Source organism: Eudoraea sp. (genome assembly GCF_039969275.1).
Lineage (GTDB): Bacteria > Bacteroidota > Bacteroidia > Flavobacteriales > Flavobacteriaceae > Eudoraea.
In genome coordinates this window covers 68631-94671 of record NZ_JBDVOC010000007.1, presented here as the reverse complement: position 1 = coordinate 94671, position 26041 = coordinate 68631, and the positions used below count along the sequence as shown (strand labels likewise).

Annotated in this window: 27 protein-coding genes; 21 read left to right on the top strand and 6 right to left on the bottom strand. The window is 37.2% G+C overall.

Going from position 1 to position 26041, the window contains the following annotated elements:
• The first annotated feature begins 43 nt into the window (after positions 1–43).
• From rsgA to ABJH90_RS05000, 10 genes are all read left to right on the top strand, one after another.
• Positions 44–994: a ribosome small subunit-dependent GTPase A gene (gene rsgA / locus ABJH90_RS05045; RefSeq protein ID WP_348137155.1), complete on the top strand. Its 951-nt coding sequence runs from the start codon at positions 44–46 to the stop codon at positions 992–994.
• Positions 991–1446, top strand: coding sequence for a D-aminoacyl-tRNA deacylase (gene dtd, locus ABJH90_RS05040; RefSeq protein WP_348137153.1), 456 nt, complete (start codon positions 991–993; stop codon positions 1444–1446). The genes rsgA and dtd overlap by 4 nt, the downstream gene beginning before the upstream one ends.
• Positions 1443–1769: a nucleotide pyrophosphohydrolase gene (locus tag ABJH90_RS05035; protein WP_348137151.1), complete on the top strand. Its 327-nt coding sequence runs from the start codon at positions 1443–1445 to the stop codon at positions 1767–1769. The genes dtd and ABJH90_RS05035 overlap by 4 nt, the downstream gene beginning before the upstream one ends.
• A 37-nt stretch (positions 1770–1806) precedes the next feature.
• Positions 1807–3036, top strand: coding sequence for a 3-phosphoshikimate 1-carboxyvinyltransferase (locus ABJH90_RS05030; RefSeq protein WP_348137149.1), 1230 nt, complete (start codon positions 1807–1809; stop codon positions 3034–3036).
• 86 nt (positions 3037–3122) lie between these two features.
• Positions 3123–4172, top strand: coding sequence for a tRNA preQ1(34) S-adenosylmethionine ribosyltransferase-isomerase QueA (gene queA / locus ABJH90_RS05025; protein WP_348137147.1), 1050 nt, complete (start codon positions 3123–3125; stop codon positions 4170–4172).
• A gap of 78 nt (positions 4173–4250) precedes the next feature.
• Positions 4251–5294, top strand: coding sequence for a 23S rRNA (adenine(2503)-C(2))-methyltransferase RlmN (gene rlmN, locus ABJH90_RS05020; protein ID WP_348137145.1), 1044 nt, complete (start codon positions 4251–4253; stop codon positions 5292–5294).
• Positions 5295–5452: 158 nt separating this feature from the next.
• Positions 5453–6430 carry a polyprenyl synthetase family protein gene (locus ABJH90_RS05015; protein WP_348137143.1) on the top strand — a complete coding sequence of 326 codons (978 nt, stop codon included), beginning with the start codon at positions 5453–5455 and terminating at the stop codon, positions 6428–6430.
• Between the two features lie 115 nt (positions 6431–6545).
• Positions 6546–7109: an RNA polymerase sigma factor gene (locus ABJH90_RS05010; RefSeq protein ID WP_348137959.1), complete on the top strand. Its 564-nt coding sequence runs from the start codon at positions 6546–6548 to the stop codon at positions 7107–7109.
• Positions 7096–7839 (top strand): hypothetical protein, encoded by a 744-nt coding sequence (locus ABJH90_RS05005; protein ID WP_348137141.1) that lies wholly within the window; start codon positions 7096–7098, stop codon positions 7837–7839. The genes ABJH90_RS05010 and ABJH90_RS05005 overlap by 14 nt, the downstream gene beginning before the upstream one ends.
• Positions 7840–7928: 89 nt before the next feature.
• Positions 7929–9011: a hypothetical protein gene (locus ABJH90_RS05000; protein WP_348137139.1), complete on the top strand. Its 1083-nt coding sequence runs from the start codon at positions 7929–7931 to the stop codon at positions 9009–9011.
• 84 nt (positions 9012–9095) lie between these two features.
• On the opposite strand, the gene ABJH90_RS04995 is transcribed toward ABJH90_RS05000, so the two are convergent.
• Entirely contained in the window at positions 9096–9290 is a 195-nt protein-coding gene (locus ABJH90_RS04995; RefSeq protein ID WP_348137137.1) for a zinc-ribbon domain-containing protein, read from the bottom strand.
• Positions 9291–9458: 168 nt separating this feature from the next.
• Between ABJH90_RS04995 and dnaG the strand changes: the two genes are divergently transcribed.
• The gene (gene dnaG, locus ABJH90_RS04990; protein ID WP_348137135.1) at positions 9459–11438 is read left to right on the top strand and encodes a DNA primase; all 1980 of its coding nucleotides are present in this window, start codon (positions 9459–9461) and stop codon (positions 11436–11438) included.
• Positions 11439–11532: 94 nt separating this feature from the next.
• Here the strand turns inward: dnaG and ABJH90_RS04985 are convergent, their stop codons facing one another.
• Together ABJH90_RS04985 and nadE are read right to left on the bottom strand one after the other, a co-directional pair.
• Complete coding sequence (locus tag ABJH90_RS04985) at positions 11533–12162, bottom strand: response regulator transcription factor (protein ID WP_348137133.1); 630 nt, start codon at positions 12160–12162, stop codon at positions 11533–11535.
• A gap of 166 nt (positions 12163–12328) precedes the next feature.
• Positions 12329–13117, bottom strand: a complete 789-nt coding sequence (gene nadE, locus ABJH90_RS04980; RefSeq protein WP_348137131.1) for an NAD(+) synthase — start codon at positions 13115–13117, stop codon at positions 12329–12331.
• Between the two features lie 91 nt (positions 13118–13208).
• On the opposite strand from nadE, the gene gldB reads away from it, so the two are divergent.
• Entirely contained in the window at positions 13209–14171 is a 963-nt protein-coding gene (gldB, locus tag ABJH90_RS04975; protein WP_348137129.1) for a gliding motility lipoprotein GldB, read from the top strand.
• A 3-nt stretch (positions 14172–14174) separates the two neighbouring features.
• Positions 14175–14513: a gliding motility protein GldC gene (gene gldC / locus ABJH90_RS04970; RefSeq protein ID WP_348137127.1), complete on the top strand. Its 339-nt coding sequence runs from the start codon at positions 14175–14177 to the stop codon at positions 14511–14513.
• Here the strand turns inward: gldC and ABJH90_RS04965 are convergent.
• Positions 14510–16024, bottom strand: a complete 1515-nt coding sequence (locus tag ABJH90_RS04965; RefSeq protein ID WP_348137125.1) for an alkaline phosphatase D family protein — start codon at positions 16022–16024, stop codon at positions 14510–14512. The genes gldC and ABJH90_RS04965 overlap by 4 nt on opposite strands.
• Positions 16025–16232: 208 nt before the next feature.
• Between ABJH90_RS04965 and ABJH90_RS04960 the strand changes: the two genes are divergently transcribed.
• Positions 16233–16622 carry a GTPase gene (locus tag ABJH90_RS04960; protein WP_348338052.1) on the top strand — a complete coding sequence of 130 codons (390 nt, stop codon included), beginning with the start codon at positions 16233–16235 and terminating at the stop codon, positions 16620–16622.
• Positions 16623–16633: 11 nt separating this feature from the next.
• Here ABJH90_RS04960 and yihA read toward each other — a convergent pair whose 3' ends face one another.
• Entirely contained in the window at positions 16634–17245 is a 612-nt protein-coding gene (gene yihA / locus ABJH90_RS04955) for a ribosome biogenesis GTP-binding protein YihA/YsxC (RefSeq protein ID WP_348137121.1), read from the bottom strand.
• A gap of 13 nt (positions 17246–17258) precedes the next feature.
• On the bottom strand, positions 17259–18023 hold the full coding sequence (locus ABJH90_RS04950; protein ID WP_348137119.1) for an alpha/beta hydrolase: 765 nt from the start codon (positions 18021–18023) through the stop codon (positions 17259–17261).
• A 268-nt stretch (positions 18024–18291) separates the two neighbouring features.
• Here ABJH90_RS04950 and mraZ point away from each other — a divergent pair, with 268 nt between their 5' ends.
• From mraZ to murD, 7 genes are read left to right on the top strand one after another with little or no spacing between them, the layout of a single operon-like run.
• A complete protein-coding gene (gene mraZ, locus ABJH90_RS04945) occupies positions 18292–18756 on the top strand; it encodes a division/cell wall cluster transcriptional repressor MraZ (RefSeq protein WP_348137117.1) in 465 nt (154 codons plus the stop codon).
• Positions 18734–19639, top strand: coding sequence for a 16S rRNA (cytosine(1402)-N(4))-methyltransferase RsmH (rsmH, locus tag ABJH90_RS04940; RefSeq protein ID WP_348137115.1), 906 nt, complete (start codon positions 18734–18736; stop codon positions 19637–19639). The genes mraZ and rsmH overlap by 23 nt, the downstream gene beginning before the upstream one ends.
• Before the next feature lie 37 nt (positions 19640–19676).
• On the top strand, positions 19677–19997 hold the full coding sequence (locus ABJH90_RS04935; protein ID WP_348137113.1) for an FtsL-like putative cell division protein: 321 nt from the start codon (positions 19677–19679) through the stop codon (positions 19995–19997).
• Positions 19998–22004, top strand: coding sequence for a penicillin-binding protein (locus ABJH90_RS04930; protein WP_348137111.1), 2007 nt, complete (start codon positions 19998–20000; stop codon positions 22002–22004).
• Positions 22001–23464, top strand: a complete 1464-nt coding sequence (locus ABJH90_RS04925; RefSeq protein ID WP_348137109.1) for a UDP-N-acetylmuramoyl-L-alanyl-D-glutamate--2,6-diaminopimelate ligase — start codon at positions 22001–22003, stop codon at positions 23462–23464. Before ABJH90_RS04930 ends, ABJH90_RS04925 begins: the two co-directional genes overlap by 4 nt.
• Positions 23465–23484: 20 nt before the next feature.
• Positions 23485–24705, top strand: coding sequence for a phospho-N-acetylmuramoyl-pentapeptide-transferase (gene mraY / locus ABJH90_RS04920; RefSeq protein WP_348137107.1), 1221 nt, complete (start codon positions 23485–23487; stop codon positions 24703–24705).
• The gene (gene murD, locus ABJH90_RS04915) at positions 24705–26039 is read left to right on the top strand and encodes a UDP-N-acetylmuramoyl-L-alanine--D-glutamate ligase (RefSeq protein ID WP_348137105.1); all 1335 of its coding nucleotides are present in this window, start codon (positions 24705–24707) and stop codon (positions 26037–26039) included. Before mraY ends, murD begins: the two co-directional genes overlap by 1 nt.
• The last annotated feature ends 2 nt before the right edge of the window (positions 26040–26041 follow it).

Here is a 26041-nt window from a genome sequence, read left to right as displayed (position 1 = left end):
AATTAAAGTATTATCGTTTCTTTGTATTGAAATACAAACATTTATGCATGGAATTGTTTATAAGTCTACCGGTAGTTGGTATACAGTAAAAACTGACGCCGGAGATATTTATGAATGTCGTATTAAGGGGAAATTCCGAATAAAGGGAATTAAAAGCACCAATCCAATTGCTGTAGGCGACCTGGTTGTATTTGAAGTTGAGCAAATTGGCGATGAGACTATAGGCGTTATCTCTAAAATTGAAGATCGCAAGAATTATATAATTCGAAAATCAGTTAAACTTTCGAAACAAACGCATATTATAGCGGCTAATATTGATCAGGTTTTTTTACTGGTCACACTAAAGAATCCAAGAACGTATACTATTTTTATTGATCGATTTCTGGCAACCTCCGAAGCCTATGATATAAAAACCGTACTCCTTTTTAATAAAGTAGACATGTATAATAAGGATGAGTTGGCGGAAGTAAAGTATTTGGCTGCGTTGTACCGAGAAATCGGCTATACATGTATTGGGATCTCTGCAAAAACAGGAAAGAATGTTGATAAGGTAAAAGACTTGATGAAGAAACATACAAGTATGTTTGCCGGGCATTCAGGAGTGGGAAAATCCACTCTTATTAATTTCATAGCACCTGAGTTAAGTTTAAAGACTACCGAAATTTCTGATCAGCACTTTCAGGGACAACATACTACGACTTTTGCAGAAATGTATGACTTGAATTTCGGGGCAAGGATTATTGATACTCCGGGGATTAAAGGTTTTGGTATGGTAGATATGGACAAATATGAGATAGGAGATTATTTTCCGGAATTTTTTAGACTGAAGAGCAATTGTAAGTTTAATAACTGCCTGCACTTAGACGAACCAAAATGTGCGGTTAAAGCTGCATTAGATAAAGATGAGGTGTCATGGAGCAGGTATCGGAGTTATGTTCAGATTGTTACCGAGGATGAAGACACCTATAGAATGGACAATTACGAAGAATTATGAGGGCCGTAATACAAAGAGTATCCTCTGCAAGTGTTGTTGTAAATAACAAAACAATTTCTCAAATTGGATGGGGTTTTTTGGTATTGTTGGGAATTGAGGATTCTGATACCCGGGATGATATTGCCTGGCTCTCAAATAAAATAGTAAACTTGAGAATATTTAATGACACGCATGGAGTAATGAACCGGTCTTTGTTGGAAACAGAGGGAAACGCTATTGTGGTAAGTCAGTTTACTTTACATGCAGCAACCAAAAAGGGGAACAGACCTTCTTACATAAGGGCAGCAAAACCCAATATTGCTATTCCCCTTTATGAAGCTTTCGTACATCAAATGGAAACAGATTTGGGGAAACAGATAGGCACTGGAGTTTTTGGTGCTGATATGAAAGTGACCTTGGTAAATGATGGCCCGGTTACTATAATAATTGACACAAAAAATAAAGACTTATGAAAATTGAAGATGCACAGTTAGCTGTTGACAATTGGATAAAAGATCATGGCGTTCGTTATTTTAATGAATTGACAAACATGGCCCAGCTTACAGAAGAGGTAGGGGAAGTGGCTCGTATTATTGCCCGGCGGTATGGGGAACAAAGTGAGAAGGAATCGGATAAAGAAAAGGATCTGGGAGAAGAATTAGCCGATGTTCTTTTCGTGGTTCTATGTCTGGCAAACCAGACCGGTATCGATCTTCAGCAAGCTTTTGACCGCAAATTGGATATAAAGGCAAAACGAGACCACGACAGACACCAGAACAATAAAAAATTGAAATAGTAGTATCTTTGGCTTTCGGTTTAAAAACAGTATCAATTTGAAATTACACCTCTCCGGCCCGTCAGACAATCTTCTGAAATCCCAGATTAAAATCACAGGTTCCAAGAGTGAATCTAACAGACTTTTGTTACTCAATGCCCTTTATCCGGGAATTACGATTAAAAATCTGTCCAATTCTGATGATGCTGCTGTAATGCAAGAAGGTATTCAGGTTAAAGAAGGAAGGGTAGATATACATCACGCAGGTACAGCTATGCGGTTTTTAACAGCCTTTTTTGCTTCTCAGGAGGGAGTAAAAGTTACCCTTACCGGTTCACAGAGAATGCAGGAACGACCTATAAAAATATTGGTTGATGCATTGAAAAATTTGGGTGCTGATATCGATTATTTGAAAAATGAGGACTATCCTCCATTGATGATAAAAGGAAAGATACTCAACAAATCTAAGGTGAGCCTTCCGGCGGATATTAGTAGTCAGTACATCTCTGCTTTATTGCTTATTGCTCCAAGTTTGGATCATGGTCTGGTATTGGAACTGGTAGGGAATATCACATCTGTTCCCTATATTAAAATGACGCTGGGCTTGTTAGACCAAATTGGGGTGGCGAGCTCTTTTGAAGGGAATACTGTAAGGGTACTTCCAAAAAAACAAGTTAGCGAAAGTTCCATAACAGTGGAGTCTGATTGGAGTTCGGCGTCATATTTTTACAGTATTTCTGCTCTCTGCGAAGAAGGGACGAATATTGGTTTGTCGTCCTATAAAAAGGATAGTTTGCAGGGCGATAGCGTTCTTAAGGAACTATATAAAGATTTTGGTGTTAAAACCTTATTTAAAGAGGATAGCATTAGTCTGGTTAAAATTAAAACCAATCAAATAGCTAATGTTGAATACGATCTTTCAAATGCCCCTGATTTAGCACAGACTATAGCTGTTACATGTTTTGGATTAGGAATTGGATGTCATCTTACCGGTTTACATACCTTAAAAATAAAGGAGACAGATAGGCTGCAGGCATTAAAAAATGAACTTTCCAAACTCGGGGCTAAAGTTTCAGTTACCAATAGGACACTTACTTTGGAATCTTCAAATAAAATAAATTCCGAGGTGGCAATTGATACTTATAACGATCACAGAATGGCCATGGCATTTGCCCCACTGGCTTTAAAAACCGCAATAGTCATTAACGATGCTGAGGTAGTTTCCAAATCGTACCCGGATTTTTGGAAAGATCTGGAACAACTAGGATTTAACATTAAAGAGCTATAAAGGTATTTAATACCACTTTTACTTGACAAGCCCTACTTCAGGATTGTATATTTGCAGCCGCCAAAAAGGCGAACTAAAATTCACATATGAAATTATCACACTTTAGTTTTGAATTGCCAACAGACCTGATGGCAGAATATCCGGCAGAGCACAGAGACGAATCCAAATTAATGGTTGTTCATAAAGATACTGGTAAAATTGAACATAAAATGTTCAAGGATCTTATTGATTATTTTGATGAAGGAGATGTAATGGTTATTAATAACACCAAAGTATTTCCGGCCAGATTATTTGGCAATAAGGAAAAAACCGGGGCCAGGATAGAAGTGTTTTTGCTTCGTGAACTGAACGAAGAACAAAGGTTGTGGGATGTTTTGGTCGATCCTGCGAGAAAGATCAGAATAGGCAATAAACTTTATTTTGGGGATGATGAGAATTTGGTGGCCGAAGTTATTGACAATACTACTTCAAGGGGAAGAACACTTCGCTTTCTTTATGATGGATCTTATACCGACTTTAGAAGGAAATTAAGAGAACTCGGAGAGACACCTCTTCCAAAGTATATTAAAAGAGAAGTGGAGCCTGAAGATGAGTCCCGGTATCAAACGATATATGCAAAGCATGAAGGTGCTGTAGCGGCACCAACAGCCGGACTACATTTTTCCAAACATTTATTAAAACGACTCGAAATTAAAGGTATTGAATTTGCCGAGCTCACACTTCACGTAGGTCTTGGTACTTTTAACCCGGTAGAAGTAGAAGACCTTTCCAAACATAAAATGGATAGTGAAGAATTGGTGATTGATGAGAAAGCCACAGAGATTGTAAATTCAGCTAAAATTAAGAAGAAAAGAATTTGTGCTGTTGGAACAACAGCTATGAGAGGCCTGGAAAGTGCTGTATCATCAGAACACACACTGAATACGTATGATGGCTGGACCAATAAATTTGTATTTCCACCTTACGACTTTAGTATTGCTAATGCCATGGTAACTAATTTTCATCTGCCAAAATCTACTCTTTTAATGATGGTTTCTGCATTTATGGGTCATGATCTTATGAAAAGGGCCTACAAAGAAGCAATAATTGAAGGATACAGATTTTACTCATATGGTGACGCCATGCTCATCATATAAAGTATGTATTATTTAAATAAAGAATCCTGCCCTTACCTGTTTTCCGATAGGTACGGCAGGTTTTTTTTTACTTAAGCAATGGTTTCAAGCAAGAAAGATATTCGGGCCCTTACCAAGGAGCAACTTCGTGAGTTTTTTGAAACTCATGGGGAGAAGCCATTCCGTGGAAATCAGGTGTACGAATGGTTGTGGAAGAAATCTGCACATTCATTTGATACAATGACTAATCTATCCAAAGAAACACGTAAAAAACTGGAAGAATATTTTGTAATTAATCACATTAAAGTAGATCAATTACAGAAGAGTTCTGATGGTACTATAAAGAATGCTGTCAGATTGCACGATGGGTTAGTGGTAGAATCAGTTCTTATCCCAACCAAAGAAAGAACCACAGCTTGTGTATCCAGCCAGGTAGGCTGTAGTTTGGATTGCAAATTTTGCGCCACGGCAAGATTAAAAAGGATGCGCAACCTTAATCCGGACGAGATTTATGATCAGGTGGTGGTAATCAATAATGAAAGCGAGCTCTATTTTAATAGACCTTTGAGTAATATTGTCTTTATGGGAATGGGTGAACCCCTAATGAATTATAATAATGTTTTGAAGGCAATCGATAAGATAACTTCTCCTGAAGGACTTGGCATGTCTCCAAAAAGAATTACAGTTTCTACCTCGGGGGTTCCAAAAATGATCAGGAAACTTGCCGATGAGGAAGTCAGATTTAAACTTGCCGTTTCTCTTCATTCAGCAATAGAAGAAGTACGCACGTCTATTATGCCCTTCAATGAGACCTTTAATCTTAAGGACCTGCGAGATTCTTTGATCTATTGGTATTCAAAAACAAAAAGCAGGATTACATACGAGTATGTAGTGTGGGAAGGCATTAACGATAAGGATAAGGATATAAAGGCTTTAATAGCATTTTGCAGATTTGCACCTTCAAAGGTAAATTTGATAGAGTACAATCCTATAGATGATTCCGACTTTAAGCAGGCATCTAATGATGCCATTGATAAATATGTGGAAGCTCTGGAACAAAATGGGATAGTAGTTACAGTTCGCCGGTCTAGAGGTAAAGATATTGATGCAGCTTGTGGACAATTGGCTAATAAATCTATATAATCAGGATCGCAATTTAATAATACAAAAATGCGTCAACGCAGCTAAAAAAACTTAGACGAACTGGGGATCAGATTCAATTTCTTATTTCTTTATTCTCACTTCGTTCCCCTTGTTATTTTTCCTAAATTTATCGTTCATCATCGATAAAACGAATTCTATTGAAAATTGTCGCACAAATAACGGAACCGATCAATGAAGAAATGGAACTCTTTGAAAAAAAGTTCCGTGATTCCATGTCCACAAAAGTGGCTCTTCTTAACAGAATCACCTATTATATCGTAAACCGTAAAGGAAAGCAAATGCGGCCTATGTTTGTATTTCTTACCGCAAAGCTGGTTAATAATGGTGAAGTAAATGAAAGGACTTATCGTGGGGCATCAGTTATAGAATTAATACATACTGCTTCTTTGGTGCATGATGATGTAGTAGATGATAGTTACAAACGCAGAGGTTTCTTCTCCATAAATGCACTTTGGAAAAATAAAATCGCTGTCCTGGTTGGGGACTATCTACTTTCAAAAGGAATGCTACTTTCTGTGGAGTATGAAGATTTTGACTTACTTAAAATTATTTCAATAGCTATACGCGAAATAAGTGAGGGAGAATTACTTCAGATAGATAAAGCCAGAAGATTAGATATTACTGAGGATGTATATTACGAAATAATCAGGCAAAAAACGGCCACGCTTATTGCGGCATGTTGTAGTCTGGGAGCATGTTCCGTAAAGCCCGATAGCACAGATGTTGAAACTTTTCGAAAGTTTGGAGAGCTTTGTGGGATGGCATTTCAGATAAAGGATGACCTTTTTGATTATGGAACAGAGAAAATTGGCAAACCCACGGGAATAGATATTAAGGAGCAAAAAATGACCCTGCCTTTAATATATGCACTCAATAACAGTACCCCCAAAGAGAAAAAATGGCTTATTAATTCAGTAAAAAATTATAACAAGGATAAGTCGCGTGTTAAGGAAGTAATTGCCCTTGTAAAAGAAAAGGGAGGTCTTTCTTATGCAGAAACTAAAATGAACGAATTTAAAAATAAGGCCTTGGAACTTTTAAATACCTACCCGGATTCTGAATATAAAGATGCTCTTAGCCTTATGGTAAGTTATGTGGTAGACAGAAAAAAATAACACCTAATCAACACATATACAAAGGGTTATAAATTAATTCAAAAAAATTCCAGATTTCGGGCAACGTTTTTGATTTCCAAAACGTCTTTATCTATAGAAGAGTAAAATGAAACGCTTGAAAATTATTTCTTTTTACAATAATGAAAAAGTGCTGATCAGGAAAGCAATTTTAGGTCATCCTAATGCACAACGGGCTATTTATGAGAAGTTTGCGCCTAAGATGCTGGGAGTATGCAGACAGTATATAAAGGACCTGCATTATGCCGAAGATGTTATGATCAATGGTTTTGTGAAAGTATTTAAAAGTTTGAATTCATTTAGGCACGAAGGAAGCTTTGAAGGTTGGATCAGACAAATCATGGTTAGAGAATCCATCTCTTATCTCAGAAAAAAACAATTTGTAGTCTTTGATGATGATGTCTGCGAGTATAACACTCCAAACCAAATTACCTTCCCTTCTTCAATTGATATTGAGTATGTTCAGCGGCTAATTGATAATTTGCCTGAAGGTTATAAAATGGTTTTTGTGCTTTATGCGATAGAAGGGTATAAGCATTCAGAAATTGCAGAAATGTTGGATATTACAGAAAGTACATCCAAATCCCAGTTGTTTAAGGCCAGGAGATTATTACAGGATAAATTAAAAGAACAAAGTATACTAGGTTATGGAACCCACTAAATTTGAAAATCATATTAAGGAAACCTTTAAAGGAAGTGAAATTAAGCCTTCAGAGGATGCTTGGAATAGGATTAAAGGACAGATCAGAAATGAATATGAACCGAAGAGAACCGGATATTTCAGGCACGGAATTGCAGCAGGTTTTATAGGAATATTGATACTATCTGTACTCTACTTTACAACTGATGATGCGACTTTAAATCAAGAGGTGCAAGTTGCTGCTAAACCATCAACTCCTTTTGTTGACAAAGAAAAAGAAGAACTTTTGAAAACACCAGCTCCTGAGGAAGAAAGTGTAATTACCGCAGTCGAGGATTCCTATGAAGCGGACGAAGAAAAGTCAACCACAGTGCCAAAAAAGGAATCTAAAAGAGAATTGGTTATATCGGAAGATGCTAAACTGGCAAATGCTGAAGAACTCCAAAATAATGCATCGGAAGGTTCAAATGAGGAAATTGACACTAAAATAGCAGAAGTATTGGCCAGAGTAAATGCACTTGAAGCAAATAACAAAGAGCTGACAGATTTGGAAGTAGATTCCCTCCTAAGGCAGGCGCAAAAAGAAATTTTGGCACAGAACCTTTTGAATTCTGATAACAAAGTTAATCCGTCGACATTGCTTTCGCAGGTAGAAGAGGAGTTGGATCAGTCATTCCGGGATCAGATTTTCGAAAAACTTAGGTCGGGTTATAATAAAGTGAGAACTGCCGTTGCAGATCGTAATAATTAATCTTTAGTACACATTTTAAAATAATTTCTTCAATTGATATTGAGGAAGAAGTAAGGAGTATATTCATCAATCATTAATCAAAAATTAAAATGAAAACAATCAACACCTATTTCGTAGTAGTTATAATGTGTTTTATTGCCAATACAATGGTAGCACAAGATAATTACAAAGACAAGATTGAAGCACTTCAAGAACAGAAAGAAAAGATTACACTTGAGGAAAAGGAAGCCCTAAAGGATGAAGTTGAAGCTATTAATAAAAGATCGGATAAAGGTGAAATTAGCATAGAGGAAGCAAATAAGCTCAAAGAAGAGGCGGCCCAGAAACGAGCATTTAATATTGAAAACAGACTGGCGATAATAGATAATAAAATTGCTTTGTTAGAAAGAAATGAGGGAGATGTACTAGGTGAGAATCAGAATACTCCCAATGGTGAAGACGAGGCTGGAGTATCAATAAAAATAGATGAGGATGTATCAATAAAAATAGATGATGAGGAGTGGGATATTTTTACTAAAAAGACTAAATATGACCGTAGGACTTATTCGGATCTGGTTTTCGCTTTTGGATTAAATAATGCCATAATCAAAGGTCAGTCGCTCAATGATACTCCTTATAAGGTATGGGGAAGCAGATTTTTTGAAATAGGCTGGACATGGAGGACAAGGGTATTTAAAAAGACCAATTTTATGAGATTCCATTATGGATTTTCCTTTCAGTTTAATGGGTTAAAATCACAGGATAATCTTTATTATGTGGTTGATGATGAAGGCAAAACTGTCCAGACTCCATTTGCATACCCTTTAAGAAAGTCAAAGTTAAAATTGGATAACCTGGTATTTCCCATTCATTTTGAATTCGGACCTTTTAAAACAACCAGATCTGAATATCGGATAAGGTACTCATTAAAGAATCAATTTAGATTTGGAATAGGTGCTTATGGCGGTTTTAATATGGGCACTCGTCAGAAGCTAAAATACAATCAGGACGGATCAAATAGAAAGACCACAATAAAAGGCGGTTTAAACAGCAATCCATTTATCTATGGGCTAAGTACGTACATGGGTGTGAATTGTTTCTCTGTCTATCTTAAATATGATCTCAATCCTATATTTAAAAGTCCATCAGATGAACAACGCAACATTTCACTGGGTCTCCGATTTACTATATAAAGAAGAATTATAGAAGATAATCTCCATCATGTTAATTTCACACTGGGTGAATTTACAATCAGACAGGTTTTTTGCCAATGGAAACTAATTTTTAAAGGCAGCTCGCATTGCTGTTGTAAATTCATCCTTGTAATACCCTTTTTTACAATAATTGCAACGTATTATCTGAGTTGTTGACACACGAAAAAGCGGAATCCAGAATAAATGAAAAAAATTGGGTGTACTTTCACCCGAAAGGGTATTAGGCTGATTACAATGAGAACATTTTATATGTCTCATGTTTATTGTTCTTGTCTTTCCCGGCCGAATTCCAAAAAATAATATCATGATAAACTTTAATTAGTTTGACTGAGTTAAATAATCGTACACTATCAGATTGTAATCTAAAAATACTGTATTTTAAAGCATTCTATTTTCTTATTTTTACATCGCATATATTCAGACACATTGATTTCAAAATTCACCATAGATCAAGTTTATGAAACCGCCCGCCTTGAGGAGGTAATTGGGGATTTTGTACAATTAAAAAAATCTGGTTCCAATTTTAAAGGTTTGAGTCCCTTTACAGATGAGCGCACCCCAAGTTTTATGGTATCACCTGTAAAACAGATCTGGAAGGACTTTAGTAGTGGAAAAGGTGGAAATGTAGTGGCTTTCCTAATGGAACACGAACATTTTACCTATCCCGAAGCCATTAAATACCTGGCAAGGAAATACAATATTGAAATTGAAGAAACAGAACGTACAGATGAGCAAAAGGAACAGGCCGATGAACGTGAAAGTATGTATCTGGTATCAGAATATGCACAACAGTATTTTCAGAATACCCTTTGGGAAAAGGAAATGGGGAAGGCTATAGGGCTTAGTTATTTCAGAGAGCGAGGTTTTTCTGATGACATTATTAGGAAGTTTGGACTGGGCTATAGCCTGGACCAGTGGGACGCTTTTACCAATTCCGCACTTGAGGAAGGATATCAATTGCAATTTTTGCAGAAGACCGGACTAACAATTGTTAAAGAAGATGCTAGCCAGGCAGGAGTCTCCAGAAAATTTGACAGATTTAAAGGAAGGGTCGTGTTTCCTATCCATTCCATGAGCGGCCGAGTTCTGGGATTTGGAGGAAGGATACTATCCAACGAAAAAAAAGCTGCTAAATATCTGAATTCTCCCGAAAGCGAAATATACCATAAGAGTAAAGTGCTATACGGTATATATTTGGCTAAACAAGCGATTGCTAAAGAGGATAACTGCTATTTAGTGGAAGGCTATACAGATGTTATTCAACTCTATCAAAGAGGGATACATAATGTGGTGGCCTCCAGTGGCACAGCCCTTACGCCAGAGCAAATACGATTAATAAACAGGCTTACTAAAAATATTACAGTTCTATTTGATGGCGATGCGGCAGGTTTACGTGCTTCCCTTAGGGGGATTGATCTTATTCTTGAGCAAGGAATGAATGTGAAAGTCTGCACTTTTCCAGAAGGAGAAGATCCTGATAGTTTTGCAAAAAAGAATGAAGTTGAGGAGATCATACTTTACCTACAGGAGAACGCTAAGGATTTTATACAGTTTAAAACTTCCTTATTGGCCAAAGCTGCTGCAAATGATCCAATAAAAAAGGCCGATACTATTCGAGAAATCGTTAACAGCATCTCTAAAATCCCAGATAGGATAAAACGTGAAATTTATATTCAGGAGTGCGCACATATAATGAATATTTCAGAAGATGTTTTATTTAATACTCTGGCGCAGATTGGAAGGAAAGAACGTACCAAAGTTACCGCAACTTCAAGACAGGAGCAAAAAGCATTCGAGGTCGTTAAACATAGCCAGAAAGAGGAAAAACTGGATGTACAATATGAGTTAGAACGAAAAATAATAGAAATGCTTCTGCTTTATGGGAATGAGCTTCAGGAATTTGAGGACCTTATTCTAAAAGAAAATGAAGAGGGCGATCTCGTTCTTGAACCGGAAAACATGGAAGCAAAAGTATATGAAAAGGTATACCTGGACCTTCAGGAAGATGAAATAGAACTCACACATGACAAATTCAGAAATATCTATTATAAATTAATAGAAGGGCTGAATGAGAAAGAAGACTTTTCTATCACAACATTTATGACTGAACTCGATCAGGAAATGGTAGCCCAAATTTCCTCGATATTAATGGAGGAAGAAAAATATGAGTTGCATCACTGGGAGCGAAAGGACATCTATCCAAAAGATAAAGAAAAAAGTATTTCCCAATTAGTAAGTGAAACAATTTTAACTTTAAGATGCTTTCTAATAAAAAAACGAATTACATCCCTGCAGGAAAACACAGAAGATTTGAATGGTGATCACAAGGAAACCCTGGAAGAGATAATGAATTACCTTCAGTTAAACAAACTCCTAAATAAGAAGTTAAATAGGGTACTCTCATAAAACGCTGGCCCGGGCAGCTCTTCTAGTTGCGCCTTCGGGGTATAAAAAACCCCGACACTTTGGTCAGGGATACAATTAATTTAAAGATCTGAACTTAGTACAACTCCAGGGCCTTTGCTTGTTGAAGCAAATCTACAAGATTATCAACATTTAATTTTTTCATTAAACGGGCTTTATACGTACTAACTGTTTTTTCATTTAGATTTAAGCCCAGAGCCACATCTTTGTTTCTCTTTCCGCTGGCCAGGAGCTTAAGAACCTCAACTTCTCGGGTAGACAACTTTCTGAAAAACCTGCGGGGTTTTTGAGTTCCTTCATCGAATGCCAGTCTCTGAGCCAATTCGTTAGTGATAAACATATTACCCTCACTTACTTTTCTAACGGCAGTAATTATGTAATCCAAATCTGCAGTTTTTGAAAGATAGCCGAACGCTCCTGCCCTTATTGTGCTAAGTGCATATACGTCTTCAGATTGGCCACTGTAGATCAATACCCTTATATCCGGGTATTCCTGTTTAAGCCTTCTCAAGCTAGCTATTCCATTAATTTCCGGAATGTCCATTTCAAGTATAACAACATCCGGAATTAAAGTCTTTAATTTTGTAAAAAGTTCAGTAGTAGTTGCAACATCAGCAATAATTTCAAAACCAGAAGCCGAATTTAGAACATTCTTAATTCCCATTCTGACTATTGGATGACTGTCTGCGATTAAAACTTTTATCATTTTGGTCGATTTTCTAGATTTTAACGCCAACACACGTCTAAAAATACTGACATGCAATGTAAGGTTAAATAATCTAATTTCTTAAACAAAAATCTACTTTTTTTCTCAATAAGAAGGAATAATAGGGAGTTTATTCGTCTTAATCAACTGATTCTTAGCTAAAATGTTATTTTAGGTCGACGGGAATTTCACAAACGGGTATAGGGAGCATCTTATGTTGATTCATCGTGTTGTATCTTTTAAAGATGAGAAAGACTTCTTTTTCTCTTCCGCTGAATTCATCGGCCTCCTTCCCTTTGTTAGCCATTTCCATGGCCCATTCCAATTCAGGATAGGAAGCCCCAATTTGATCCTCATCCGTTCGTGAGTCGCCCCACAAGCCATCTGTTGGGGGAGCAACAATAATTTCTTCATTAATCCCCAAATACTTGGCAATTTCGTAAACCTCAGTTTTGAGTAGATCTGCAATTGGACTAAGATCAACCCCGCCATCCCCGTACTTAGTGTAGAAACCAATTCCAAAATCCTCCACCTTATTACCTGTTCCTGCAACCAGATAATTGTTTAAAGCAGCAAAATAGTAGAGGGTTGTCATGCGAAGTCTCGCACGGGTATTAGCCAAAGACATAAACCTGTCTTCCTCATTGTCAACTGCTGGCAATGATGCCACAAGAGTATCAAATACCGAAGTGAGATTCACAGGTTGTCTGTAAATATTGTCAAAGTTTTGCTGCAACCACTCAATATGATTAAATGCCCGTGTTACCTGATTTTTACCTTGATGGATGGGCATTTCAATGCATAATAGGTCTAAACCTGTTTTTGCACATAAGGTTGAAGTAACCGCGGAGTCTATCCCACCTGATACGCCTATTACAAATCCTTTGATTTTTGCCTCGGTGGCATATGTCTTTAACCAATTAACAATATGATCTATTACCTTTTCTGTTTGCATAGGCTACATTATTATATGGAAATACTAACTTTGCTGCGATAAAAATAAAGCCTATGCCCTTAATATTAAAACTGAAGAGTAATTACTTTATATGAAAACAAGAATTATTACGGTTTTAGTTATTTTCTTCAGTCTCCATTCTTGTAAAAACGAAACAGGGGTATCCGATGATATTTCAAGGATTCCATTAAATCTGACTGTGCTCCGTTTTGATCGTGAATTTGCGGAAGCAAAACCTGGGGACATACCTAAACTAAAACAGAAATTCCCTTACCTTTTTCCAAAGCAGTATTCCGATAGTGTATGGATTGCAAAACTTAAGGATTCATTGCAAAATGAAATATTTAGTGAGGTAAATGGCACTTTTGGGAGTTTTGATATGGAAACTGCTGACCTCGAACTTTTGTTTAAACATGTGCTGTACTATTTTCCAAATTACCAGGTACCAGAGGTAATTACAGTTATTTCTGATGTAGATTATTCGAATCGTGTAATTTTGACGGACACACTTTTACTAATTGGTTTGGATAATTATCTTGGTAAAGATCACAAATTCTATAGAGGAATAGAACATTATATAGCTGCCGGACTTGACAAAACCTATTTAATAAGCGACGTTGCAGGCGCTTTTGGAAAAACCACGCTCGGCTTCCCTTCTGACCGCACTTTTTTGGCACAGATGATATATTATGGGAAAGAGTTATATCTTAAAGACCAGTTGATACCTCTGGCTACGGATGCTCAAAAAATAGTATATACGCCTGAGGAATTGGAATGGGCCAGGGCCAATGAGGAACAGATTTGGCGTTATTTTATTGAACGGGAATTACTCTACAGCACCGACAACATGTTGGCTCCCCGGTTTTTAGACCCGGCTCCGTTTTCAAAATTCAGGTTAGAACTAGATAATGAATCTCCTGGTAGACTGGGCCGCTATATGGGATGGCAAATAGTAAGGGCATTTATGAATAACAATGATGTTAAACTTATTCAATTACTGGGTTTATCCTCTGATGAAATTTTTAAAAAATCAAATTACAAACCAAAAAAATAGATCATGGGAAAATTACATACTTCTCAAATAACACTTAAAGTGGGATTGGATGAAAATCGCGTTCCGGAAGAGCTTACCTGGTCTGCAGAAGATGGCGGCATTGTAAACGAGGAGGCAAAAGCCATGTTGTTGTCTGTGTGGGACAGTAAGAACCAGGAATCCCTAAAAATAGATCTATGGACTAAAGATATGCCTGTAGATGAAATGAAAGTTTTCTTTCATCAAACCCTGTTGGCTATGTCCGATACTTTTATGAAGGCTACGCAGGACGAAAAAATGACAACAACCATGAAGGATTTTTGTGCCTATTTTGCTGAGAAGCTGGAATTAAAAAAGGATTAGTCTATTGTAATGGTAATTGGCCATCCCTCAAATTGAGTTGCTCTCCCTGTTGTAACATCAGCATTTCTGGGCCAGCATTCAAAAGTTACTTTTTTCTCATTTTTGTTAAATCTGATTAGACCGTAACCCCCTCCATTGGAAGGGCTCTCAGGATTTACATATGCCATCATACTTATTTTATTTCCAAAACCATCCAAATAATCGCCAGTCCATGGCAATGAAGTATTCTTGTTTGGATTAGCACCGGTTCTTTCATTTTCCGGCCACCACCACCTGCTGTAATAGTCATTTACAATTGCCGGAACAACAAAGGCCCATGGTCCGTCTCTAAAGTCTTTGATACCATGTTGAATAACGGTAGCGAGGTGTTGATCTCCTGCAATATGAATTGCATTTGCATTTTTGATCATGCGCAATGCTTTGTCCCTACCACTTTGTGGCCAGCCATTGGAATCCAGATCTGCATGTAATCTATTATCCAGTGATCCATGGATATGAGCACCCCCGCAAAATCCAGTTTGGGATAAAACCACTTTCATGGCTCCGGAATTTTTACTGCTCCATTCCTTTAGAAAGATTAGTTGTCTTTCACCTAATAAAGTCAATCCTTCTAAATCAATAGAACTGGGATCGTATTGAGGATTCCTTATATGGTCCGGGCGTGGACCTTGTTGCGGAATTTTACCCTCTGGCCCTGATTTAAATTTTCTATCTTCTAATATCGCAAAATCAATGCCTCCCAAGGCAAGATTTGTGTAGTACACCCCAATGCCCCGTTCAATAGGTTTAGGATCATAGGGATCCGGAAGATGCGCAGTTTGGCACCTTTCTACCATTTTTACATATTCCGGATGATAACTATACCCACCATCACCACTTCCTTTTGCTGTAGATAGTTTACCATTTTCTCCCCAAAGATTACCCTGTCCAATATCGTGGTCATCAGGAATTGTAATACAGGGCCTGTTCCTGAAAGTTTCTCTGAATTGAAGCCCGAATTTAAGCCATGCAGCCGTATGCTCCGTATGATCATAAGATTGATCGCCTGCAAAAAACATGAGATCCGGGTCCTGGTAATTAATATTTCTTACATAATTTTCCCTCAACCCCCTATCTTTATTTGAATTACAGGAAAGTGCCGCAACTACAATTTCACTCTTATAATCAGGATTTTTTCGGATTGTTCCTTCAAAATAAGCTCGTTCCCCATGAGTAATTCTGTATTTTGTATCTTTTGAATAATCCCAATGTTCTATTCTGAAGAGAGCAGACCACCCTATTTCATTTACATTTTGTCTTTGGACTTCTTTCCATTTACCATCCTGGTAAAGCGATATGCTTATTGTCCTTGATTCATCGGGGTAAAGAGGATAAAGTTGAGCAGTTAATTTAAGGACATTGGCATGTACGGTATATAGACCGAAAGCGACAACACTGTCTCTGTTTACTTTGAGATTGATTATTTCATTTGGAGCCCTATTCCACCAGTCATTGGTGGCTAGTGTATCCAAATTTTTAAATGGAGAGGGGAAATGTGTTGATTGTTGTTGAGCAAAATTTATCTGCCAACACAAAGCAAACAGCAGCAAGTAATAGTTTACATATTTATACATAGAAGGACTGATTAAAGCTTTACGTCGTAAGTATTCAGTAATTTTGTTGACTAAAAAATATGAGATAAAGTATGGTTTCTGTACTTTTTAAATGTATAAATTTATTATGGATAAGCGCGAAGACGCCCGGCTAATTTTTATTTATAATGCCAATTCAGGATTGCGAAATGCTCTTCTGGATGGGGCTCATAAAGCATTAAGTCCGCATACGTACCAATGCAATCTCTGTGATTTGACTTTTGGTGTAATTAATGAGAAAAAAACCTGGAAGAAATTTCGTGAGGAAGAGGATTGGGGCATGGAATTCCTCCATAAAGATGAATTTAATAAGCAGTATGCTTCAAAATTCGGATATAAGTTTGAGTTTCCGATTGTTCTGATAGCAGTCAATAATGAGCTACAGGTATTTATTTCTAGAAAAGAACTCAATGAGTTGAAAAATACGGAAGCGCTAATTGGTTTAATCAAGAAAAGGGAAAAGGAAAAAATAGTTTAGGACAGTGAACTTTATTTTCGCTCAAAGAACCCTGTATTTATTTCTTGGATATAGTTTAATACCTCTTCCCTGCCCATGCTATTTGACGAGGAAGTAATAAAATGATTTGGGACTTCTTCCCATGCTCCTAAAAGTAGTTGATCTAAGTAATTCTTCACATTTCTTTCTATCGCTTTGGGTTTCAGCTTGTCTGCTTTGGTAAATATTATCGAAAAAGGAATACCGTTCTCACCCATCCATTGCATGAATTCAAGATCTATTTTTTGGGCTTCGTGTCGTATATCAATTAATAGAAACGCACTTACTAATTGCTCTCTTTTAAGGAAGTAATCAGTAATATATTTCTGAAAAGTTTTTTTGTCCTTCTTAGATACGCGTGCGTATCCATATCCGGGAAGATCAACCAGGAACCATTGATCATTTATTTTAAAATGATTGATAAGTTGCGTTTTTCCCGGTCTTCCTGATGTTTTTGCCAAACTCTTGCGAGAAGTAAGCATATTTATCAGCGAAGATTTTCCAACATTTGATCTTCCAATAAAAGCATATTCGGGTAAAGGCTGGTTGGGGCACTTCTCCACGCTGGAGTTGCTCATCAAAAAGTCGGCAGACTTTATCTTCATGACAGTAAATGTGTTAGAATTTACGCTTCTGTAACCATTCGTCAAGAATGACATTGAAATCATTGGGATGTTCCATCATAGGTGCATGTCCACACTCTTTTATCCAGAAAAGCTCTGAATCCGGTAGTAATTCATGAAATTCCCGCGCGACATTTGGTGGCGTTACGGAATCATTTTCGCCCCAAATAATACAGGTTGGAGTCTTCATGTTGGGTAAATCCTTAGACATATTGTGTCTTATAGCACTTTTGGCTATGGCCAGTGTTTTTACCAATTTCCTTCTGTCATTTACCGTGGCAAATACTTCATCCACAATTTCCTTGGTAGCTACTTCAGGATCATAAAAAACGTCCTGCGCTTTCTTTTTGATAAATTCATAATCCCCTCGTTTGGGATAGCCATCTCCCATGGCGCTTTCGTAAAGTCCGGAACTTCCTGTGATTACCAGAGCTCTCACCATTTTAGGATAAAGCTTTGTATGTAATAAGCCTACATGGCCTCCGAGTGAATTACCTAATAAAATCACATCTTTGAGTCCTTTAAATTCAATAAATTTTTCAAGGAACCTGGCAAAGTTTTTTACATTGGTTTTTAATAAAGGCAAAGAGTAGATTGGCAATTCAGGTATTAAAACTTTATAACCCTTGTTTGGAAAATAATTGGTTACCCCGTGAAAATTACTGAGCCCACCCATAAGACCGTGAAGAATAATCATAGGAGTTCCTTCTCCTACCTCAATAAACTTATATTTTCCTTCCTTTTTAATGTGTTCTTCCATTAAATACTGCTTCTGTCTTCAGTGGGCAAATATAGACATTTCCTAATAATACTAATACTTTTGGAAAAAAGAGGGTACCTTTACAACACCATATTTTTTTCAAAAATAAAGGCATCCAGCTATTTACAGCAACTGTTAAAATGACTGGATATAGCACTATTCTTCTCTCCTCTTTCCGATTTTTTTTTCAACAAAGTGGTAAATTGTGGTAAATTGTGGTAATAATTTCTATATATTTGAGTTTATATTAGAAAACCAGCCGATTTAAGTGATAAGTTTTATAGGGACATATGATTGCAAAGCTGATGTTAAGGGACGGATAATGATACCCGTTACTCTCAAAAATCAGATGGCCCCTGTTCTCAACAAGGGCTTTGTCATAAAACGCTCCGTATTTCAGCCTTGTCTGGAACTGTATCCAATGGACGAATGGAATCTGTTAATGGAAAAAATGAATAAGAAGAACAGGTTCAAGAAGAAAAACAACGATTTTATCAGACGGTTTTCGGCGGGTGTGAAACCTATAGAAATAGATGGGACAGGTAGATTGCTTATACCTAAAAACCTGGTTTCTATTGCTGGGATCAGAAAAGAAGTGGTTTTGAGTTCGGCTATAAATATTATTGAGATTTGGGATAAGGATTGCTATGAAAAAGTAATTGATGAAACAGCAGAAAATTTTGCGGACTTAGCAGAAGAGGTAATGGGTGATGATGGAGACGAACTATCATAACCCTGTTTTATTAAAGGAGTCCGTTGACGGTCTCAACATATTGGAAAATGGAATTTATGTAGATGTCACTTTTGGAGGAGGAGGACATTCCAAAGAAATTTTAAGAAGATTAGGTAGTGGGGGTGCTTTGTTTGCATTTGATCAGGATGAGGAAGCTTTGAAAAATGAAATAGCAGATGAGCGGTTTACTCTGATCAATGAAAACTTTAGATATGTAAAGCAGTTTTTAAAGTTCTATGGCATTCGGAAAGTAAATGGAATCTTGGCTGACTTTGGGGTTTCTTCTCATCAGTTTGATAAGGCTGAACGGGGTTTTTCTACACGTTTTGACGCCGATCTGGATATGAGGATGAGTACAAGAAATAAGAAGAGTGCTTATGAGGTGGTTAACTCTTATACCTATGATGAACTTAGAAATGTATTGTTTCGTTATGGCGATTTGAGACGTGCAGATGCGATGGCCAAAACCATTATAGAACACAGGGTAAATGAACCTATTAAAACAACGGTAGACCTAAAAATGGTTTTGAAACAATATCTGCCAAAGTTTAGAGAGAACAAGATTTTAGCACAGGTATATCAGGCAATACGCATTGAAGTAAATCAGGAATTAGCGGCAATAGAAGAATTTTTATTGCAAACTCCGGAGATAATGGATAAAGGTGGACGGCTGAGTTTAATTAGTTACCACTCATTGGAAGATAGACTGGTTAAGAGGTTTATTAGAGCAGGTAGTTTTTCGAGTGAAGCAGAAAAGGACTTTTACGGAAATATTAATGTTCCCTTTAAAAAGGTAGGCGGATTAATAGTTCCCTCTGCCGATGAAATTACTAAGAATAGCAGGGCGCGTAGTGCAAGACTGCGAATAGCAGAAAGAATATAATTTTTTGAACTAGTTAATTCAAAACAATATAAAACTTATGAGAAAAGGGATCATAGATATTTTAAAAGGCAAATTCTTGGTGAGTGGAGATGCTCCCAAAAATTGGCTGTTTATAATTTTCGCTTCGATTTTGGCGACCATTATGATTGCAAGTTCTCACAGTGCGGACAAAAAAGTTCATCAGGTAGCCGCATTGAATGAACAGGTCAAAGAATTAAAAAACGAATTCGTAGATATGCGTTCCGACGTACAACGATTGAAATTAGAATCAACCATTACAGAGAATGTTTTGGATGAAGGTCTTTTTCCTTCTGAAACACCACCAAGAAAAATAAAAGTAAAAACTAATAAAAAGTAAGTGGCCATCACCAATAAAAAAATATTAACCAGACTTTATATTGTATCGACATGTCTATTCTTGTTTGCTATTGCGGTGGTCGTAAAACTTGTAAGTATCCAGATGGTTCATGGCAATAAGTACAAGGAGATGGCTCATCAACGTACGGAAAGGCTATTTACAATTGCCCCAAACAGGGGAAATCTCTATTCAGATGACGGAAGTTTGTTAGCTACATCGGTCTCCAGATATACGATACGTTTTGATGCGGTCACAGTAAAAAGTTCAGATTTTGAAGAAGAAGTACAGCCGTTGTGCGATGCTCTTGCAAACCTTTTTGGAAAACCTTCCGCCTATTATGAACAAATTTTAAGAAAAGCTAAAGCAAATAAAAACAGATACGCTTTGGTGGCCAGGAATCTTGATTATTCTGACTATATGGAGGTTAAAGCTTTCCCACTCTTTAATAAGGGACCAAACAGAGGAGGTTTTATTGTGGAGCAAAAAACGATTAGGGAACATCCTTTAGGAAAAATAGCAGAAAGAAGCGTTGGGTATGAACGATTTGACGAAAATGGCTATGTTACCAGGGTAGGCCTTGAAGGCGCCTTTGGTAATTACTTAAGAGGGATAGAAGGAAAAAGACTAAAACAGAAAATTGCTAAAGGTCAGTGGAAACCTATAGGTTTAGACAATATTGTTGAACCAAAAGATGGCTATGATGTAGTGTCGACCATAGATATCAATATTCAGGATATAGCCCATCATGGGCTTTTAACACAATTAGAAAAGTATAAAGCCGATCATGGATGTGTTATTGTAATGGAAACTAAAACAGGGGAGATAAAGGCTATTTCGAATCTTGGAAGAACAGAGGATGGCAAATATTACGAAAGATTAAATTATGCGATAGGCGAATCTCATGAACCCGGATCTACCTTTAAATTAATGTCATTGGTTGCCGCCCTGGAAGATCAAAAAATAGACACCAGCACAGTTATTGATACCGAAAAAGGACGTTGGAGAATATACGATAGAACGGTAAGGGATTCCAAACACGGAGGTTATGGCAAAATTTCAATGGCAAAGGCTTTTGAAGTTTCTTCAAATACAGCTTTCGCCAAAATGATTCATAACAGTTATAAAGAAGAACCAGCAGTTTATGTAGATCGCCTAATGTATATGGGGCTTAATCAGGAATTGGGAATGCCAATTAAAGGCGAAGGTAAGCCGGTAATAAGATATCCCGGAGATAAGGGATGGTCTGGAATTTCCCTGGCATGGATGTCTCATGGCTATGAAGTATCCTTAACGCCTTTACAGACTCTTGCTTTTTACAATGCCATAGCGAATGATGGTGAATTATTACGTCCCAGACTAATAAAAGAGGTAAAGGAATGGAACAAAACCATTTATACGTTTGATAAGGAAATTATTAATGAGGCTATTTGCTCTAAGGAGACCGCCAAACAAGTACAGGATTTATTGAAAAATGTAGTGGAAAAAAAACGCGGAACTGGGCATCGACTTTATTCTCCTAACTTTTCTATGGCTGGTAAAACAGGAACAGCACAAAAAAACTATGTAACCCGTGACCCGGACAAACTGAGGTATATATCAACTTTTGCCGGGTATTTCCCTGCAGATGACCCAAAGTACTCCTGTATAGTGGTGATCCACGAACCAGATAAAAGTGTCGGCTACTACGGTGCAGACGTATCCGGACCGGTATTTAAATCCATTGCCAGAAAGATTTATGCTAACAATCCCTTAATAGATGAAATAGAATCCCTGGAGCCTTCAAATGCTGATTTAGAGTCTAGTTTTCAAAGTTACTACGCAGAGGCACAAAAGAATCATAATCAGATGCCAGATGTAAAAGGAATGAGCGGAATGGACGCAATTTCTATCCTTGAAAACATGGGTCTGGAGGTAGAAGTCAAAGGAAACGGCAAGGTTAAAAAGCAATCAATTTCTAAGGGAACAGATTTAGAAAAAGTAAAGAAAATAATTCTAGAACTTTCATGAAGCCGCTAAAGGATATACTATTTGGAGTAAGTCTGACCGCCGTGAGCGGATCTACCGGAGTCATGGTGAATACCATATGTTTTGATTCCAGAAAAGTAGCTAAGGGTAGCGTTTTTGTCGCTATCAAGGGTACCTTAACCGATGGGCATAAATATATTGATAAAGCTATATCCGCAGGAGCTAATTCGATAGTGTGCGAAGAACTTCCGGGAGATTTGATCAATGATATAACTTATGTGGAAGTTCTTGATGCCAACCAGGCCCTTGCTATAATGGCATCAAATTTCTATGATAATCCATCCAAAAATTTAAAACTTGTAGGTGTTACTGGTACTAACGGCAAGACTACGGTAAGCAGTTTGTTGTATCAATTGTTTAAAAAAGCAGGATATAAAGTTGGCCTGCTATCTACTATCCGAATAATGGTGGATAATAGAGAATTTCCTACGAGCCATACGACTCCTGATGCCATGACCATTAATCAATATCTCTCCCTGATGAATGAGGCAGGTGTTGAATTTTGTTTTATGGAAGTAAGTTCCCACGGCATTCATCAAAAAAGAACGGAAGGATTGGTCTTTGAGGGCGCAATATTCACCAATTTATCACATGACCATCTGGATTATCACAAAACGTTTGCCGAATACAGGGATACAAAAAAGAAATTATTTGATGATTTACCTAAAAGAGCATTTGCCTTAACAAATATTGACGATAAAAATGGGCTTGTGATGCTGCAAAATACAGCAGCTAAAAAATATACCTATGCTCTAAAAAGTTATGCCGACTACAGGGCTCAGATTTTGGAAAATCAGTTTAACGGACAGTTGTTAAAAATTGATGATAATGAGCTTTGGACCCGGTTAATAGGTCATTTTAATGCATACAACATCCTGGCTATATATGCTACAGCTGACCTACTGGGATTAGAAAAACTTGAAACCCTACGATTATTGAGTGAATTGGAAAACGTTGATGGAAGGTTTCAATACTTCATATCTAAAGAAAGAATAACGGCTATTGTTGATTATGCCCATACGCCGGACGCCTTAAAAAATGTACTTGAGACAATCAATGCATTGAGGACTGGAAATGAAAACGTCATCACCGTAGTGGGGTGTGGTGGTGATCGTGACAGGTCTAAGCGTCCGGTAATGGGTCATATCGCTTCAGCGATGAGCGGTAAAGCCATTTTTACATCAGATAATCCACGATCCGAACCTCCTCTAATAATCATTGAAGAGATGGAAGCCGGTGTAGAACCACAGAATCTCAGGAAAGTTTTATCAATTGAAAATCGAAACCAGGCAATAAAGACGGCCTGTCAGTTAGCAGTACCTAATGATATTATCCTGGTCGCTGGTAAGGGCCATGAAACCTATCAGGAAACTAAGGGTGAGCGTGTGGATTTTGATGATTTTAAAATTCTAAAGGAAGTGCTAACCGGTTTAAATAAGTGACAAGAAATAGATAACGAAATATGCTGTATTATCTGTTCGATTATTTAGAAAAACAATACCAACTGCCAGGAGCTAGTCTGTTCCAGTTTCAGACATTCAGAGCAGCTATGGCGGTGTTACTCTCTTTGTTATTGGCAACAGTTTATGGTAAACGTATTATTCTTTTTCTCAAACGCAAACAAATAGGCGAGACCATTCGGGATCTTGGACTTGAGGGGCAAAAGCAAAAGACAGGTACTCCAACAATGGGTGGTTTGATAATAATAATGTCCACCTTAATTCCGGTACTACTGTTCGCAGATTTAAAGAATATTTATATCATTCTATTGATAGTTACAATTCTCTGGATGGGTATTATCGGATTTGTGGATGACTACATTAAAATATTCAAAAAAAACAAAAAAGGCCTTAAAGGCAGGTTTAAAGTATTGGGTCAGGTTGTACTTGGACTCATTGTGGGTATAACCCTTTACTTCCATCCGGATGTCACAATGCGGGAAAGGACTAATACCGTAATTACAGAGCAATATAGGGTTGAAAAGATTAAAGGAGGAGATATTAAATCTACAATGACCACTGTTCCGTTTTTTAAGAATAATGAATTGGATTATAGTAATCTGATCTCATGGGCCGGTGAGAAGGCAAAGTCGTATGCATGGTTAATTTTTATACCAATTGTCATCTTAATAGTCACCGCGGTTTCCAATGGAGCAAATCTTACCGATGGTATTGATGGTTTAGCGGCCGGTTCATCTGCAATAATAGTCCTCACCCTGGGAATTTTTGCATGGGTTTCCGGTAATATAATTTTTTCCGAATACCTGGACATCATGTACATCCCCAAGGCTGGTGAGCTTTTGGTATTCATAGCTGCTTTTGTAGGAGCATTGGTAGGTTTTTTATGGTATAACGCATTTCCAGCTCAGGTGTTTATGGGTGACACTGGAAGTCTTACTATAGGGGGGGTCATAGCCGTAATTGCATTAATTGTAAGAAAAGAATTGTTGATTCCTATTCTGTGCGGAATATTCTTTGCCGAGTCAATATCAGTGATGTTGCAGGTTGGATATTTCAAATACACTAAAAACAGATCAGGTGAAGGGAAACGTGTTTTTTTGATGGCACCCTTACATCACCATTATCAGAAAAAGGGATATCACGAAAGTAAAATAGTCACAAGGTTTTGGATTATAGGAATACTATTGGCCATAATTACAATTGTGACACTCAAAGTGAGATAATGAAATTAATGGTTGTGCTCGGCGCAGGTGAAAGTGGAGTTGGAACGGCCATTCTGGCAAAAAAAATGGATTACCTGGTATTTGTTTCAGATAAAGGTAAGATCAAAGAAAAATATAAAAACGTTCTTGAACATTTTGAGATTGATTGGGAAGAAGAACATCATTCGGAAGACAAAATTCTCAATGCTGATGTAGTAATGAAAAGTCCGGGTATTCCGGACACCATACCTCTTGTAAAAAAGCTTGTAGATAAAGGTGTTCCGGTAATTTCAGAGATTGAGTTTGCAGCAAGACATACAGATGCAACCATAATAGGAATTACGGGAAGTAATGGCAAAACCACCACTACTATGCTTACCTATAGTATATTAAAAAAGGGAGGGTTAAACGTGGGAATGGCAGGTAATATTGGTGACAGTTTTGCCAAAATGGTAGCGGAACATGATTATGATTTCTATGTGCTTGAAATAAGCAGTTTTCAGTTAGATGGAATTGTAGATTTTAAGCCAAACATTGCGGTAATAACAAATATTACCCCTGACCATTTAGATAGGTATGATAATTCTTTTGAAAACTATGTGTCTTCAAAATTCCGAATTGCACAAAACCAGAACGCCGAAGACAGTTTGATTTATGATTGTGATGACGACGTAATTGTTAGTTGGCTGGAGAATAACCCAATTAGATCAAAATTATTGCCCTTTACAATTAATGAAAAACTTAAAGAAGGGGCTTGGTTAGAGAATGACAGAATATTAATTAGGACTGAAAATAAAACAATTGAAATGGAAGCAGATTCTTTGGCATTAGAAGGTTTACATAACCTTAAAAATACAATGGCGGCATCAACGGTTGCAAAATTGGTTGGTATTCGGAAGGATACTATCCGCGAAAGTATTCAGAATTTTCAGGGAGCTGCACATCGCTTGGAAAAGGTGCTAAAAATTCACCATGTACAATATATAAATGATTCAAAGGCTACCAATGTAAATGCCACTTATTATGCTTTGGAAAGCATGAAAACGCCTATTGTATGGATTGTAGGTGGTGTAGATAAAGGGAATGATTATAAAGTCCTGATGCCCTTAGTAAGGGAAAAGGTAAAAGCTATCATTTGCCTTGGCATGGATAACTCAAAAATTAAATATGCTTTTGGTAACGTAGTAGATTTAATTGTTGAGACTTACGCAATGAGTGAAGCTGTAAAAGTAGCCTATAAAATTGCTGAAAGAGGAGATACTGTTTTGCTATCTCCGGCATGCGCTAGTTTTGATCTTTTTAAAAATTATGAAGACAGGGGAAATCAATTTAAAGAATCAATAAAAAACTTGTAAAA

Bases quoted from the DNA above. Each gene is read 5' to 3' on its own strand.
- ABJH90_RS04925 (WP_348137109.1), top strand. From the start codon at position 22,001: ATGAAGCCGCTAAAGGATATACTATTTGGAGTAAGTCTGACCGCCGTG.
- nadE (WP_348137131.1), bottom strand. From the start codon at position 13,117: ATGCAAACAGAAAAGGTAATAGATCATATTGTTAATTGGTTAAAGACA.
- ABJH90_RS04995 (WP_348137137.1), bottom strand. From the start codon at position 9,290: ATGAGACATATAAAATGTTCTCATTGTAATCAGCCTAATACCCTTTCG.
- rsgA (WP_348137155.1), top strand. From the start codon at position 44: ATGCATGGAATTGTTTATAAGTCTACCGGTAGTTGGTATACAGTAAAA.
- ABJH90_RS04960 (WP_348338052.1), top strand. From the start codon at position 16,233: ATGGATAAGCGCGAAGACGCCCGGCTAATTTTTATTTATAATGCCAAT.
- rlmN (WP_348137145.1), top strand. From the start codon at position 4,251: ATGGTTTCAAGCAAGAAAGATATTCGGGCCCTTACCAAGGAGCAACTT.
- queA (WP_348137147.1), top strand. From the start codon at position 3,123: ATGAAATTATCACACTTTAGTTTTGAATTGCCAACAGACCTGATGGCA.
- ABJH90_RS04935 (WP_348137113.1), top strand. From the start codon at position 19,677: ATGAGAAAAGGGATCATAGATATTTTAAAAGGCAAATTCTTGGTGAGT.
- ABJH90_RS05000 (WP_348137139.1), top strand. From the start codon at position 7,929: ATGAAAACAATCAACACCTATTTCGTAGTAGTTATAATGTGTTTTATT.
- yihA (WP_348137121.1), bottom strand. From the start codon at position 17,245: ATGAAGATAAAGTCTGCCGACTTTTTGATGAGCAACTCCAGCGTGGAG.
- ABJH90_RS05035 (WP_348137151.1), top strand. From the start codon at position 1,443: ATGAAAATTGAAGATGCACAGTTAGCTGTTGACAATTGGATAAAAGAT.
- gldC (WP_348137127.1), top strand. From the start codon at position 14,175: ATGGGAAAATTACATACTTCTCAAATAACACTTAAAGTGGGATTGGAT.
- ABJH90_RS04985 (WP_348137133.1), bottom strand. From the start codon at position 12,162: ATGATAAAAGTTTTAATCGCAGACAGTCATCCAATAGTCAGAATGGGA.
- ABJH90_RS04950 (WP_348137119.1), bottom strand. From the start codon at position 18,023: ATGGAAGAACACATTAAAAAGGAAGGAAAATATAAGTTTATTGAGGTA.
- mraY (WP_348137107.1), top strand. From the start codon at position 23,485: ATGCTGTATTATCTGTTCGATTATTTAGAAAAACAATACCAACTGCCA.
- murD (WP_348137105.1), top strand. From the start codon at position 24,705: ATGAAATTAATGGTTGTGCTCGGCGCAGGTGAAAGTGGAGTTGGAACG.
- ABJH90_RS05005 (WP_348137141.1), top strand. From the start codon at position 7,096: ATGGAACCCACTAAATTTGAAAATCATATTAAGGAAACCTTTAAAGGA.
- rsmH (WP_348137115.1), top strand. From the start codon at position 18,734: ATGATGGAGACGAACTATCATAACCCTGTTTTATTAAAGGAGTCCGTT.
- dtd (WP_348137153.1), top strand. From the start codon at position 991: ATGAGGGCCGTAATACAAAGAGTATCCTCTGCAAGTGTTGTTGTAAAT.
- gldB (WP_348137129.1), top strand. From the start codon at position 13,209: ATGAAAACAAGAATTATTACGGTTTTAGTTATTTTCTTCAGTCTCCAT.